The sequence below is a fragment of the Flavobacterium myungsuense genome (assembly GCF_042677265.1).
Classification (GTDB): Bacteria; Bacteroidota; Bacteroidia; order Flavobacteriales; family Flavobacteriaceae; genus Flavobacterium; species Flavobacterium myungsuense.
The window spans coordinates 63,071-77,472 of the sequence record NZ_JBHTIZ010000007.1 but is presented as its reverse complement, the minus strand read 5'-3'; the positions used below and the strand labels follow the sequence as shown (position 1 = coordinate 77,472).

The 14,402-nt window shown below is 32.2% G+C and carries 14 protein-coding genes; 3 read left to right on the top strand and 11 right to left on the bottom strand.

Features of this window, described 5'->3' with window-relative positions; translation table 11 throughout:
* Positions 1–218 precede the first annotated feature (218 nt).
* The 3 genes from ACFQ0S_RS03095 to ACFQ0S_RS03085 all read right to left on the bottom strand — a co-directional run bounded on the left by ACFQ0S_RS03095 (position 219) and on the right by ACFQ0S_RS03085 (position 2,585).
* On the bottom strand, positions 219–1,052 hold the full coding sequence (locus ACFQ0S_RS03095; protein WP_379753780.1) for an OmpA/MotB family protein: 834 nt from the start codon (positions 1,050–1,052) through the stop codon (positions 219–221).
* Between the two features lie 76 nt (positions 1,053–1,128).
* Positions 1,129–2,121: a glycosyltransferase family 2 protein gene (locus tag ACFQ0S_RS03090; RefSeq protein WP_379753778.1), complete on the bottom strand. Its 993-nt coding sequence runs from the start codon at positions 2,119–2,121 to the stop codon at positions 1,129–1,131.
* A 2-nt stretch (positions 2,122–2,123) separates the two neighbouring features.
* Positions 2,124–2,585 (bottom strand): type I restriction enzyme HsdR N-terminal domain-containing protein, encoded by a 462-nt coding sequence (locus ACFQ0S_RS03085; RefSeq protein WP_379753775.1) that lies wholly within the window; start codon positions 2,583–2,585, stop codon positions 2,124–2,126.
* 48 nt (positions 2,586–2,633) lie between these two features.
* Here ACFQ0S_RS03085 and holA point away from each other — a divergent pair, with 48 nt between their 5' ends.
* Positions 2,634–3,638 (top strand): DNA polymerase III subunit delta, encoded by a 1,005-nt coding sequence (gene holA / locus ACFQ0S_RS03080; protein ID WP_379753772.1) that lies wholly within the window; start codon positions 2,634–2,636, stop codon positions 3,636–3,638.
* A 3-nt stretch (positions 3,639–3,641) separates the two neighbouring features.
* On the opposite strand, the gene ACFQ0S_RS03075 is transcribed toward holA, so the two are convergent.
* The 5 genes from ACFQ0S_RS03075 to ACFQ0S_RS03055 form a co-directional block, all read right to left on the bottom strand.
* Entirely contained in the window at positions 3,642–4,025 is a 384-nt protein-coding gene (locus ACFQ0S_RS03075; protein ID WP_379753769.1) for an HU family DNA-binding protein, read from the bottom strand.
* A 180-nt stretch (positions 4,026–4,205) separates the two neighbouring features.
* Complete coding sequence (locus ACFQ0S_RS03070) at positions 4,206–4,907, bottom strand: peptide deformylase (protein ID WP_379753766.1); 702 nt, start codon at positions 4,905–4,907, stop codon at positions 4,206–4,208.
* A gap of 182 nt (positions 4,908–5,089) precedes the next feature.
* A complete protein-coding gene (locus ACFQ0S_RS03065; RefSeq protein ID WP_379753764.1) occupies positions 5,090–6,175 on the bottom strand; it encodes an aspartate racemase/maleate isomerase family protein in 1,086 nt (361 codons plus the stop codon).
* A gap of 115 nt (positions 6,176–6,290) precedes the next feature.
* Complete coding sequence (locus tag ACFQ0S_RS03060; RefSeq protein ID WP_379753761.1) at positions 6,291–6,641, bottom strand: bleomycin resistance protein; 351 nt, start codon at positions 6,639–6,641, stop codon at positions 6,291–6,293.
* 179 nt (positions 6,642–6,820) lie between these two features.
* On the bottom strand, positions 6,821–7,072 hold the full coding sequence (locus ACFQ0S_RS03055) for a muconolactone Delta-isomerase family protein (RefSeq protein WP_379753758.1): 252 nt from the start codon (positions 7,070–7,072) through the stop codon (positions 6,821–6,823).
* Between the two features lie 457 nt (positions 7,073–7,529).
* Here ACFQ0S_RS03055 and pulA point away from each other — a divergent pair, with 457 nt between their 5' ends.
* Positions 7,530–9,548 (top strand): type I pullulanase, encoded by a 2,019-nt coding sequence (pulA, locus tag ACFQ0S_RS03050; protein ID WP_379753754.1) that lies wholly within the window; start codon positions 7,530–7,532, stop codon positions 9,546–9,548.
* An 83-nt stretch (positions 9,549–9,631) separates the two neighbouring features.
* Positions 9,632–9,814, top strand: a complete 183-nt coding sequence (locus ACFQ0S_RS03045; RefSeq protein WP_379753751.1) for a CAL67264 family membrane protein — start codon at positions 9,632–9,634, stop codon at positions 9,812–9,814.
* A gap of 539 nt (positions 9,815–10,353) precedes the next feature.
* On the opposite strand, the gene ACFQ0S_RS03040 is transcribed toward ACFQ0S_RS03045, so the two are convergent.
* The 3 genes from ACFQ0S_RS03040 to ACFQ0S_RS03030 are packed head-to-tail and all read right to left on the bottom strand — an operon-like array spanning position 10,354 to position 14,400.
* The gene (locus ACFQ0S_RS03040; RefSeq protein WP_379819046.1) at positions 10,354–11,070 is read right to left on the bottom strand and encodes a LytR/AlgR family response regulator transcription factor; all 717 of its coding nucleotides are present in this window, start codon (positions 11,068–11,070) and stop codon (positions 10,354–10,356) included.
* An 11-nt stretch (positions 11,071–11,081) separates the two neighbouring features.
* Positions 11,082–11,399: an Hpt domain-containing protein gene (locus tag ACFQ0S_RS03035; protein ID WP_379753745.1), complete on the bottom strand. Its 318-nt coding sequence runs from the start codon at positions 11,397–11,399 to the stop codon at positions 11,082–11,084.
* Complete coding sequence (locus tag ACFQ0S_RS03030; protein WP_379753742.1) at positions 11,380–14,400, bottom strand: PAS domain S-box protein; 3,021 nt, start codon at positions 14,398–14,400, stop codon at positions 11,380–11,382. Before ACFQ0S_RS03030 ends, ACFQ0S_RS03035 begins: the two co-directional genes overlap by 20 nt.
* Between the last annotated feature and the right edge of the window lie 2 nt (positions 14,401–14,402).

Genomic DNA, 14,402 nt, shown 5'->3' with positions numbered 1-14,402 from the left:
TAAAGTTCATTAGTCTGTAAGTTTATCGTTAGTAATTTAAAATTACAAATTTTTAACTTTACACACTTTTTTTGTACAGTATCGTTTTTCTAATACCTATAGGGCTCTGCCCCCGAGGTAGTTTATTTTATTATCAAAAAAAACGTCCTGATTTCTCAAGACGTTTTCATATTTCTAAACCCACTGAACACTGAACACTGGTCACTGAGCACTTTCAATTATTGTTGTTTCTTCATTTCTTTTTCAATCATTTCATAAAACTCATCAATTTTAGGAAGAATTACAATTCTAGTTCTTCTATTTACACCTCTGTTTTCAGCAGTATTGTTCTGAACTAAAGGAATAAATTCGCTTCTTCCTGCTGCAATCAATTGAGATGGTTTTACCCCTAAATCTTTTGTAAGCACTCTAACAATAGCTGTAGAACGCTTCACACTTAAATCCCAGTTGTCAAGTAAAACGCCATTTCCTATATATGGAACATTATCTGTGTGACCTTCAACCATACATTCAAAAGTAGGTTTGTCATTGATAATTTTAGCTACTTTGGCTAATACACTTTTTGCTTTATCACTTACATTATAGCTACCGCTTTTAAACAATAGTTTATCAGCAATTGAAATAAATACAACCCCTTTTTCTACGTTTACTTCAATATCTGGGTCAGAAACCCCTACAGAACTTTTTATACTGGTTACTAAAGCTAATGTTACACTATCTTTTTTAGTAAGAGCATCCTGCATTCTTGAAATTTTCAAGTCTTTTTCCTTAATGGTTTCTAAAGCTTTCTCAATATTTTGAGCCCCTTTAGCAGATAGAGTGGTCATATTCCCCATATTGTTAATCAAATCGGAATTGTTTTTCTTTAAAAATTCCATTTGACTTGACATAGCTTCTTTCTCTGTCAAACACGTATTTAATTTTACAGTACAAGAATTCAACATATCCTGAATCTCTTTGTTTTTGCTCTCTAAGGCTGCAATTTTCTTTTTTGTTCCACATGAAGTTGTTAGCAAGGCAACTAATGATAGAGCTAAAATGATTCTTTTCATAAATAAGGGTTTTAATTATTGTGCAAAGTTACTGTTAAAATAAATTTTTACCAATCCTAATAGAATTAATGTATTGTTAAAATAGTTTTTCAAAAATGGTGCCACTTTTAACATAATAGGTAAAAACGATACTTTTTGTTTTATAGTATGATTGTTTTTGAAAAGCATCTCTTTTTTTATAGTTTTTAGAAAAAAGACAATAAAAAGAATAATGCGCCTTTAAAACTGAAAACCCATGCGAAAAGTTTCCCTGACTGATAAATTTTATTGCGGCAATTCCGTCTAAAACCATCCTAATAAACAAAGTACTGTATAAGGATGATTTAGGAAGGTTTTTGGTAAGCATTAACAACGAATTTCTAAAATTTAAAAAAGTTTTTTTAGGATTTCCTTTTTGCAAAGTAGCTCCGCCCACATGATACACTACTGATTTAAAATTGTATTTAATGGTATAGCCTTTATTATAAGCCCGCCAACACAAATCAATTTCTTCCTGATGCGCAAAAAAGTCAGTATCAAAACCCTTTAGCGTTTTAAAAACCGAACTTCTAATAAAAAAGCAAGCTCCCGAAGCCCAAAAAATGTCACAATCATCATTGTATTGTTGGGTATCTTTTTCTAGGGTTTCAAAAATACGACCTTGGCAAAAGGGAAAGCCATATTTATCAATAAAACCGCCGGCTGCACCTGCATATTCAAAATAGTCTTTGTTTTTATAATCTAAAATTTTAGGCTGAATAATAGCTGTTGAAGGTTCGTTACTAAACGTTTCCAATATTGGTTGCAACCAATTTTCAGTCACTTCAATATCAGAATTGACTAATGCATAAATATCCGCTTCAACATGTTTTAAGGCTTCATTATAACCACCAGCAAAGCCTAGATTTTCTTTGTTTTCTATAATTTGAACCGTTGAAAATTTAGTTTTTACAACAGCCATCGAATCATCAGAAGAAGCATTATCAGCAACATAAATAGTTGCTTCAGGAGAATATTTTAGTACAGAAGGCAAAAACTGTTCTAAAAGTTTAGAACCGTTCCAATTGAGTATAACGACAGCTATTTTCAAATTTAAAATTTAGTAGTATTAGTTTCGAAATGAGGAAGCTCCTTCATAAAATGATACTTTTCATTTTCAAAATCCATTTGGCAAAAGTAATGATTATGTCCGTTGGTTACCATTAAAAATTCAGCCCTTAAAGTCAAATTGTATCTTGCAATTTGATCAAAAGTATTTTGAGCAATTTTAATTTCAGGTGCTTTACATTCTATTAAAATGCGTATGCTACCGTCAGCATTAAAAACGACAACATCATATCGTTTCTTTAAATCATTAATTTTAAGCAGTTTCTCGACATTTATATGTGATTTTGGATATTTTTTTTCCTGTAATAAGAACTGTACAACATGTTGACGCACCCATTCTTCTGGAGTGAGGATGATAAATTTTTTCCTGATTTCATCAAAAATAGCGACTTTATTTTCACTATTTTTGAAACGAAAGTTATAGGATGAAAAATTGAGTGGTTGCATGTGGCAAAAGTAAGACTTTTAGAGAATAGATAAAAGAGAATAGACAAAATGGATGAAGTTGTAAAAATTGTAAACGATATCAAGGCCGGAAATATAAAACCTATCTATTTTTTAATGGGCGAAGAGCCTTATTATATTGATAAATTGTCTGATTATATCGAAGAGCATGTACTAACCGAAGAGGAGAAAAGTTTCAACCAAACGGTTTTGTACGGTCGAGATGTAACTATAGAAGATATCATATCTACTGCCAAACGTTATCCTATGATGGCAGAGCGTCAGGTAGTCATTGTTAAAGAAGCACAAGATTTAAACAAAACTATAGATAAACTAGAGAGTTATGCCGAAAATCCAATGGATTCAACAGTTTTGGTTTTTTGTTATAAATATAAAACACTAGACAAACGTAAAAAAGTAACAAAGGAGTTGGCTAAATCAGGTTTGGTTTACGAAAGTAAAAAATTATACGAAAACCAAGTCGGAGAGTGGATTAAGCGTGTCCTGCAAGGTAAAAATTACACCATCGAACCTAAAGCATCTGCTATGTTAGTAGAGTTTTTAGGAACGGATTTAAGTAAAATAAATAACGAATTAGAGAAGTTACAAATCATTTTGCCCAAAGGGAGTATGATTACTCCCAAACATATTGAGGAAAATATTGGTTTTAGTAAAGACTTTAATGTTTTTGAATTGAGAAAATCACTCGGCGAACGCAATCAACTGAAAAGCTATAAAATTGTAAACTATTTTGCTGAAAACCCCAAAGAAAATAATATAGTAATGGTAGTTGGACTGGTTTTTAGTTTTTATGTTCAGCTATTAAAGTATCACGGATTAAAAGATAAAAATCCTAATAATGTAGCTAAAGTTCTTGGCGTAAGTCCTTTCTTCTTAAAAGATTATGATGTAGCACTTAAAAATTATCCAATGAAAAAAGTAAGTCAAATTGTAGCGTCCTTGCGAAATGTTGACATAAAAAGTAAAGGCGTTGGTGCTAACGCATTACCGCTTCATGATTTGTATAAAGAAATGTTGTTAGGCATTTTTAATTAACTTTTATCTCAACCTCTTAAAATTAATATTTTCTAACCGTTTTTTCATTTTCTTAGAAGGTCTGTAAACAATTTTTGTTCCCTTAATGGTAGATTTTCCAAGTTCCTCAGGGCTGTCGGCGGCTGTTCCCTGAATCGTAATTTGAAAAGTGCCTAAAGCATCAATTCTAACAATTTTACCATCAGCTAATGCTTCCCCAATAGCCTCTGTTAAGCCTATAATTACACCATAACAATCGGCACGACTCATCGAGGAACGAGAGGAAACAACATCTGCCAGATTGTCTAAATCGGCTTCACCTTTACTAACGGCACAAGGATAATATTTCACTTCTGGCGGAGCAACCAAATTGTTTTGTTTGGGAACTAATTTAAAAGATACAGCCATGTTTTTTTATTTACCTAGGTTATATAGTATTACATACCTGACAAAGGTATAAAAAGATGTACAAGAATTACCTAAAAGATATATAGCAATTATAAAAAAGATGTACAGAAGTATGCTGCTACCTCCTTTTGAAAGAATAAATTAAAACGGATACTGCGATAAAAACAGCAGTAGCATCAGTTATTTAGAGTGATAATCATGGAGTGTTTTACCAATAGTATATCCATTAATTAATAAAGGTAAAGTATCAGACGCTTTCTCAAAAAATGGCAATTCCCCAGAGGCTATTTTTTTATCCAATTCGGTTTTGGATAAAAATTGCTTAGCAACATCCATATAGGTTCCATTCATTAGGTGTTTAAATTCGTGCTGAAAAATGACTGCTGCAAAACCATCTAATCTGCCTTTTTTAACTTCGCCTTTTTGGTTTTGGCATTGATATTCAATCCATTCATACGTTGCTACATTCCCTCTTTTTTCATCCTTAGCACTGAGGCATCCATGCCAAAAATTCTTCTTCTCTGTAGATACTTTGGTAATTATCGGATTGATAAATAGTTGTTTTTCAACCTGTCCCAAAACGTTATATCTAGGATTATCATCTTTCGCTTCAATAATAAAAATTTGTAATCGTTTACCCAATTGATTTGCAGCAATACCAACCCCAGAATTTTTGATCATAACCGTGTACATTTTATCTATAAAATCATTGAGTGTAGTCGAATTAAACTCATCTTTTCTTATTTTTCTTGGTGTTAAATACAAAGCGTTTTGGTCTCTCCCTATAGTTTTTGCAGGTACTTGTTGCACTACTTCAAATCCTTTTTTAGGGATATTAAGTGTCATTGAATCATCAATTGTGGCGCATTTTTCTAAGCTCATAATTGCTAGTATTGTTAAAATTATAAAATAGTATCGCATCGTATGCTATTGCTTTTTTTATTGTTTTTAATTAGTATGAAGTGATTACCTTTTTTTATCCTAATTCAAAGGTTGTTTTCCCTTAGCTAGCGCGCGAAAGGATTCAAGCGTTAGCCGGGATTTTGTTTATTTTACGTTAAACCTCAAAATTCCCTTAGTAATCTGCCTGATTTTTTTAAAGGATTGCTAAATCCGTTTTCTCTTAATGCATACCATAAAAGAGCGGCGTTAATACCAATAATTGGTATTCCTATTTGAGGTTCTAATTTTTCAGAAACATTAATCATACTCATATTGGTGCCACATTGTACAATAGCATCAATTTGGTTTTCATGGGTAGCGAGATATTTTAATATTACTTCCTCTTTTGCTGAGTCAGGAATATGAGCAATATCTACTAGATTTGGACAGGCAAATCCAAAACTTGCTACTACTTCATAACCAAGATCTTCAAACATTTTAATTGCATTGTTATTTCCCTCCTTTATAAAGGGGGTAATAATGGCAATTCGCTTGGCCTTGTATTTTTTTAATGCAGCATCTGCAGCATCTTGCCAAGTAGCCCAGGAATAGGGATACTTCACTTCAATATCATTCATAACTGACTGAACATCTTTTAGACCATAAAGGATATGCTCCAGACTCATACCCATAATCAGATATTCAGGTTGGGCAAAGTTTGCTTGAACAACAGCCTTATTTAGTCCGTTAATAAATTGCTCTTTGAATTGAATTAACTCAGCTTCATTATTTACATGAGGTTTGGGTATCTCAACATTTACAGTATGGATGCCCACTCCGTTTAATTCTCCTTCATTCTCATTATTAAAAATTATACTCCAGAGTTCATGCTCCATAACCGTATTGGTAAAGGGGATAAGTAAAGCAAATTTCTTTTTGTAACTTCTTGAGTCAGGAAGTCCCGGAGCGTTGGTAATTTTTATGCCTGCGAATGGCTCGCCATTAAGAACAAATCCTGAAGCGGCCACAGATGGCATTGGATCTTTGTTTACATAAGGAAGTTTGATCGTTTTTCCTGAAAGACTTCCAATAATTGTTTTAAAATTGTTATTTGTATCAAACTGCATATTCGTAATTGTATTTAGTGATGATGAATTGTTTCTGGTTTCAATTGTTTGTCCCTGACATTGCAAAGACAGAAGTAAAGTGGATAAAAAAAATATAATTTTATCAAGTCTGGTATTGAGTATAGCTGTTTTAGGATGCATGTTTAGTTGTCAGTTTTGAAATTGGATATGGTTAATTTTTGCGGTTAGTGCCATCTCTGGAATGGAATTAAATATTTCTTTCATTGTTTTTATTCCGTTTAAAGTTTATTGTTATTTAAATGCTTTGTCCAAAAGTCAGCAAATTATTGTCTGGGTCAAGTAAAGCAAACTCTTTTTGTCCCCAAGGTTTGATTGCTAAATTTCCATTCGGATGAATACTTGTTTTACTGTCAAGCAATGATTGGTAAAGGTTGTCAATAGCATCAGTTCTGATATAAACACCACCATAGTTTTCTTTTGGATCGAGTTCCTTAAACATAAAAAAATGTAATTCTATATTGTCTTTGCCAACTATTAAATACTCATCATAATCTCCAAGTTCTTTAAAACTTAAATTGTTTAAGTAGTAATTCTTTGTTATTGCTTTGTCACGCATTGGTAATTTAGGATTGATATCAGTAAGCATAATTATTTTATTTTAGTTTGTCTGTTTTCCGCTTTTCCGCTACAATGATCTATTTCGTAAGGTTTTGGGCTTTGCGTTCGGGCGGGTTTCGGAGCACAAAACGATCAACCGGCACTGAACCACCATTTTTCTATACCCGTATTATGCCATGGTTTTTTTCTTGTTCAATTTCTAAATGATTACCTCAATGTCATTATTTCAATTTTCATATATGGGTAGTATGGTAGAGTTGACAGTTTTTTATCTGCGTCTGATTTGTCATTAGCTAGTAACACCAAATAAATTCCGGCAGTGTCACTTTTAATATAGGAAGCCAAAAGTGTACCGTCGTCTTCCCAATCCTTTATTATTTCTTGTTCTCTTGGTAATAATTTCAACCTTGTTTCATTGTCTATCCCTTGTAAAAGGATATCTATCATAAATTTATTCATTCCCTCTTTTTTTAATTTGCTGACTCTATTCGGTTTTCAGCGTTCTCCGTTTGAATATTTTCAAAATTATTTTTGTCAACCTATTTCATAAATTGTCACTAATCAAATCAAACCTATCACCTTAATTTTGGGTAGATTGGTCTGATGCCAGTCAGATTTTTTTTGATATAGCTAACTTATAAAAAAAAATATTACAAATGATTCAAAGGGCTTTTAATTTGTTGACTACTTTTTGTGCTAACGGTTTTGTTTTCAAACAGAATGTTTTTTTTTCATCATTGTGATTTATCCTTATCTGATTTAAAATTCTAAAGCATAAATATTGATAAAAAGATTAAATCCTATTTTCTATCGGCTAAATATTGTATTTTTGAGAACGATGTAATACTGCAGAAGCATTAAAGTTGTTCTAATGCTTCTGAATAGTTAGGTCAGTTCATTTATAAAATCAAAATTCATGTCTTATTTAGCGCAGCATAAAGTAATGATAGTATGTTTTTTTCTTTTAACCCATGCTGTTTTAGCACAACAAACGAAAACCAATTCAATAAAATACAAATCATTTGAGGATTACCCCGTTTATTTACAAGGCGATTTAGGAGTGACGTATACTCCTGAAAAAACAACTATAAAGCTATGGAGTCCTAATGTAGAAGAGGCTAAGATTAATCTTTATAAACATGGAGACGGAAATAAATTAATTGCCATTGACAATTTGTTATACGATGCCAAAACAGGAGTGTGGCAAATCGTTTTGAATGGAGATTATCACAATACCTATTACACGTTACAAGTTAAAAATAATGGAGTATGGTCTAAGGAAATGCCTGATCCTTATGCTAAAGGAGTAGGGGTTAATGGTAATCGTGGACTTATTTTTGATGCCGTTAAGACCAATCCATCACTATGGGCTACAGATAAAAAACCAATATTAAACTCTTTTTCGGATATTGTTATTTATGAAGCCCATGTTCGAGATATCTCTATTGATACTACTTCGGGAATTAAGAACAAAGGTAAATTTCTTGCATTGACAGAAACCAATACTGCAAATGATTTTGAACAAGCTACTGGCTTGTCTCACCTCAAAGAAATGGGAATTACGCATTTGCATTTGCTTCCTTTTTTTGATTATAAATCGGTTGATGAATCTATTGCAAACCAAAAACAATACAATTGGGGATACGAACCTCAAAATTTTAATGCACTAGAAGGTTCTTATGCTACAAACGCTCATGATGGCTTAGTGCGAATTCAAGAATTTAAACAAATGGTACAATCGCTTCATCAAAACGGAATTCGGCTAGTCATGGATGTTGTTTATAATCACACCAGTTCTACCGCTATTTTCGATGAACTAATCCCAGGCTATTATTACAGAAGTTGGCCCAACGGAAAACGATCGGACGCTACTTCTTGTGGAAATGAATTTGCTTCAGAACGAATAATGGCGCGCCAATTTATGCTAGAATCGGTTAAATATTGGGTTAATGAATACCATATTGATGGCTTCCGTTTCGATTTAATGGCGGTTCATGATATAGAAACTATGAACTTAATTTCAAAAGAATTACATCAAATAGATCCAACCATTTTTCTATATGGAGAAGGTTGGACCGCTGGGGATTCGCCATTGCCAATGGAAAAAAGAGCGCTAAAAAGTAGTGTTAAAGAACTGAATCAAATAGCCGTTTTTTCTGATGATATACGAGATGGTGTAAAAGGACATTGGTATAGAGTTACCGAAAAAGGATTTGTGAGCGGCAATCCTAATTTGAAAGAAGTCATTCATTTTGGCATTGTAGCCTCTACCCATCATCCGCAAATTAAGTATGATAAAAAACGAGATTATGCTCAATTTCCGTATTCAGATTCACCCACTTCCGTTATAGGTTATGTTTCTTGTCACGATAACAATACTTTGTATGATAAGCTAAAAATTGCAAATCCACTTGCTACTGAAAAAGAATTAATTGAAATGGATAGATTGGCAAACACCATTGTTTTTACGGCTCAAAGCATTCCGTTTTTGCACATGGGCGAAGAAATGAAACGCACTAAATATGGCGTAGAGAATTCCTATAACGCACCAGACAGTATTAATAAAATCAATTGGAATTGGAAACATGAAAATAGTCCATTGGTTACTTATTATAAAAAATTAATTCAACTCAGGAAAAACCACCCCGCTTTTAAAATGCCAACGGAGCAAATGATTCAAGAGCATTTAAAATTTTTAGATTTAGAATCTCCTTTATTAGTGGGATACACCCTTAAAGATAATGCCAATGGCGATACTTGGAAAAACATCAGAGTGTATTTTAATGGCGATTCAAAACCAGTAACGCAACAATTAGAGGGGACTTGGAATTTAGTTTGTAATGGCGAAATAATCAACGAAAATGGAATAGAATCTGTAGCATCAAAATTAATAACTATACCGCCTAGAAGTGCAGTTATTTTGTATCAAGATTAACTATAATTTGTTCAAAAAATAACGATATTTGTACTCCCGTTCCGAGACTTCGGAATCCGGATAAAACATAAAATACCACAATTATGGGAATGAATAAAAATACTATTTTAGGATGGGCTACTTTGTTAATGATTGTAATGGGCCTACTTCTAATTGGTTTAGGCGCTTTTAGATACAGAGATGTTTCAGGTTGGGGTTTTGCCGCCGTTGGAATAGGCTTTTTAGCGAATGCTTGGGTATTTAGTTCGCTAAAAGGGCGTTTGTAGTTTATTAGCATAATTTTGTTTTGGTAGATTATAGCAAGCAGGTAATTAAAAAGGTTGTATAACAAAACTAATTATGCAAATAAAATGTTAAGTGGTTTGTCATTATATTTTGTTATTAACCACAAATTTTGACTTTGCACCATTATGTTACAAAAAAAATCCGCGCTAGCGGGGGCTTGGCGCGGATTAAACTGGTAAATTTGGGGTTATTTCGAGGTTTTTAACTTATGTTTCAATTTTTTAAATACATTTATAAACCAGTCACCAAATTACACATATAATTTTAAATTTTTGTTTAAAATTGTTAAGTATTCTAATAATGAAGTACTAAATTACAAATAGAATTTCAGTCACAATTAACTTTTCGATAGATTGCTTAAAAATGTAGTTGAATTGCTTTTTATTTATGTTATAATGTATTTTATTTTCGATTTTTATTTGGTTTATAATTCATATGAAATAATTATGAAATAAAAAAAACCTTTCAAAAGATGAAAGGCTTAAGTGAGTTTGCATTTTTTGAGTAAAATAGTATCGTACTACAGTAAATTAAGGCGGTTGATTAATTCAATTTTGTTTGTGCGACTTACAGGAATAATTTCACGACCTATTAATACACTATTATTTTCAATATCAACAATTTTATTTGTGTTGATAATGTAAGAACGATGAATCCTCATAAATATATTCTCGGGAAGCTTACTTTCCAGTTTCTTTAATGCGCTATGTACTGTATATGAATTTGATTCGGTCTTTATCTCAACATAATCGCCTTGTGCTTTTATGTACAATATTTGAGAAAAATCGATCTTAATTAAGCGATTTCCGATGCTTATATAAAAATCATTAGTTTCCTCAGCGGTATTTACTTCTTTTTTTAAAGTTTGAGCTAATTCTTTACTAAGAGAGCGATTCTTTAGTTTTAACATTGCTTTTTTAAATCGTTCTTCAGTAATAGGCTTTACAAGATAATCAATAACAGAATCAAATTCAAATGCTACGAACGCATAGTCTTTATCCGATGTTACCAAAATAATTTTAGGATGGTTCTTGATTGTCTTAAGAAAGTCAAACCCATTGAAATCTGGCATATGAATATCAAGAAAAACGACATCTACCTCGTGGTCGTTTAGATATTTTATTGCTGAGATGGCATTCGGAAAAACTCCCACTACTTTAATTTTGGTTAGCGAGGTAACATACTGCTCTATAATGGTGCTCGCCATCATTTCATCATCAACTATGATACAAGTCATACTTTTTGTTTTCATAAACTATTTACAAAATTTAACATTAATGTTAAGGTGTTTTCAAATTTTGATTGCAATTCCACCCTGTTCTCAGATAACTGATTTTCATAAATCTCTGCACTTGAGTAACTGTTTTCAAGTCCCAAAATTGCCATTTTATGCTTTATCTTATGTACATGAAATACTGCTTGTTGCAATTGATTTTGATTAATAGTTGCATAATACGCTTCAATTTCTAAAGGTAGTTCATATTTCAAGACATTGATAAGTTTTAGTCTAACACTTTCGTCATTTCCTGAAAGTTTTAAGATGTACTTAATATTTGGTTCTTCCATATTGCTTCGGTAGTTCAACATAAAATGTAGTTCCAACTCCAACCTCGCTTTCAAGCCATATTTCCCCTTCACACTTATCGACAATTTTTTTTACTATTGCTAAGCCAATGCCTGTAGATTGCGTGTTTTTTGAGTAAGATTCAAATATTTCAAATATTTTGGTTTGATATTTTATATCTATCCCAATTCCGTTGTCCTTAACAGAGAATGTATAGTGCTTTTGAGATTCGGTCGAATCAATTTCTACAATACCATCTTGTTTGTCATTATAGTTAACAGCATTACTAATTAAATTTTGAAATAATTGATACATAATGAAACTATCAATTTCCATTTTTGGCAATGTGTTTTTTATACTGACTGTAATGTTCTCAGGTATGTGAATAGTATCAATTGCATTTTGTACAATTTCATTCAAATCGACATTTTCAAAGTTTCTCTTTTGGGATTCAACTTTAGAATACATCAAAATTCCATGAATTAGGCTATCCATTTTTTCAACTTTTTCTCCAATTTGTTTTAGGTATTCTTGCGTTTGTACATTAAATTCTTTGTCATTATCTTCTTGAATCCATGAAAGAAGCGAATGAATGCTTCTAAGTGGTGATTTTAAATCATGAGAAACAACATGCGCATATTCGTTTAGATATTCGTTTTGCTTTGCTAATTTATAGAGTAGTTTTTCCTTTTCCTTTTCCAGTTTTTTTTGCTCAGTAATATCAAAATGAATACCAACAGAACCTTTTATTTTTCCATTTAAGTTGCGATTTGGAGCGGCGCTAATTAACCAATTTCGTTCTTCGCCATTTTTAATCTTTACCTGTATCTCATAAGAGTCGGAGATGTTAGCTTTTCTTAACTGTATTTTATCTTTAATGATATGATCATTCTTTTTACTGACAAGCAAATCAGTTGCTTTTTGTCCAATGAGTTCAATTATTGAAAATCCGCTCATATCAACAAAGGCCTGATTGGCAAAAATAATTTTATCATAGTTATCAACCTCAACCAGCCCCATCTGCATGTTTGCAATTATATTGCTATATTTAGTTCTTTCGGCCTCTAAGCTTTCCTTGTAATTTTTCTTTAAGGTAATGTCGTCATAACTCCAAAGATGACCATTGTATTTTTTTTCTTTGAACAGCGGAATATAACTTCTTTCAAAAACTCTTCCGTCGGCCAAATTAACTTCTTCTGTAATCACTAATTTCTTTTGCTGGAGAATTTTGTCAATTCTGGCACAAAACTCTTCGGGATTTTTGAAGTAGTTTTTGGTGTTTTCTGCCATTAAATTGCAATCAATTCCAATCATTTGATGTGGTTCTGCTTCGATATGAAAAAGCTGACAAAAAGCATGATTTACCAAAACTATCTTTCTGTTATCATCTTCTAACAAAATGCCTGATTGCATATTTGTGATCAACGTTTTCAATCGGTTTTCAGACTCGACTAATTGCTGATTGAATTCTTTCTCATAGGTTATGTTCTCTTGTGTTGCAAAATATTTAATTACTTCGCCGTGCTTATTATGCAAAACCTGTCCGTGAATACGAGCCCAGTATTTTTCTTTGGTTTTTGTGTAATTGACAATTTCACAACTAAATGGCAACCCTTTATCAATTTGACTTTTCATCATGGAAATCGTTTCGGGGTCACTCTCAATTCCTTGTAAGAGATGTCCTGGTCTTTTACCCAAAATCTCTTTAGCGCTATAGCCGGTTAGTTCTATGAAACTATCGTTTACCCATTCTGTTTCTCCTACCGCATTTGTAATTATAATTGCATCGGTGTTATTTTTTACGATTGCAGAAAGTAAATGCAGCTGTTCTTCATTTTGTTTTTCGAGAGTTATGTCCTCTATGATTGCAAAATACTGCAGTACGTTTCCGTCTTTGTCTCTTATGGGTTGTTTGGATGTTTTGTACCAAAAAAGGTTTCCGTTTCTGGCAATACTATTTTTTTCACCTTCGAATAAATAACCATTTCGGAATCCCTTTAACACTTTTTCTCTCTCCGATTTATCGGTGGTCTTACACGAACCAAAATCTAAGATGTTTTTCCCTATTATGTCTTCAAAATCTAGTTCTTCAATCTCTTGATACGCTTCGTTGCACCAGAATATTTCTCCGTTTAAGTCCAATAAAACGACACCATTTTTATTTGCACTAGCTACGAGAGAAAGTTTTCTGATTTCTTCTTGGTTTTTTCTATCATTGGTGATATCCCTACCATAAATGTTGATGTAACCCTCTTCAAATAAGCTTATGCAATCAAACGAGTAGCATTTGCCGTTGCTTTGAACTTTAAAATTCCACAAATTAGTAGTTGTATCTACTTTCTGAATGATATGTTTAAAAAACTCTTCAATTGGATATGGCTTTTCTTCATAAAATATTGTAGCGATTTTTTTAGCGGCAGGATTTGTATTTAGTAGGTTTCCTTCAAAATCAATTCGTATTAGCGGATCAGGATTTTGAGTAGTAAATAAGGCTAAGTCGTGAATTTCTTTATTTGCATTTTTTAATTCATTTTTTTGGTGATTTATGGTAGTCAGTAATTCTTTCAATTCATTGCGTGAGTTTTTTAAATTGTTCATGACATGAATCAAATCAATCAGAGGATCGTGAATTGCAAAATCGTTCAAAATTAACTTCTTTTCGATTACGTCATCCATACTGTTAAACCAAGGAGAACCAATAAAAAGAAAGCCTTGTTGGTAAATTTCAAATTGTCCTCGCAAAGAAATCGAATTGCTAGCATTTGATTCGATGATAACTAATTGATCTTTAAGTTCGTTGAAATTAGTAATGGAAATTTCATCAAGGTGTGGTCTATTAAATTTGAAAATTGATGAAAAATGTACACCTACCTTGAGGTCTGGTAGTAATTTAATCAAACTTCTTCCAAAACTTACTATTGATAAATTTTCATCAATAAAGAAGTAAAATGGAAAAATCTTGTTGAAAGTATCGTTGCTTAAATTAAAGTTTTGCGCTTTCATAT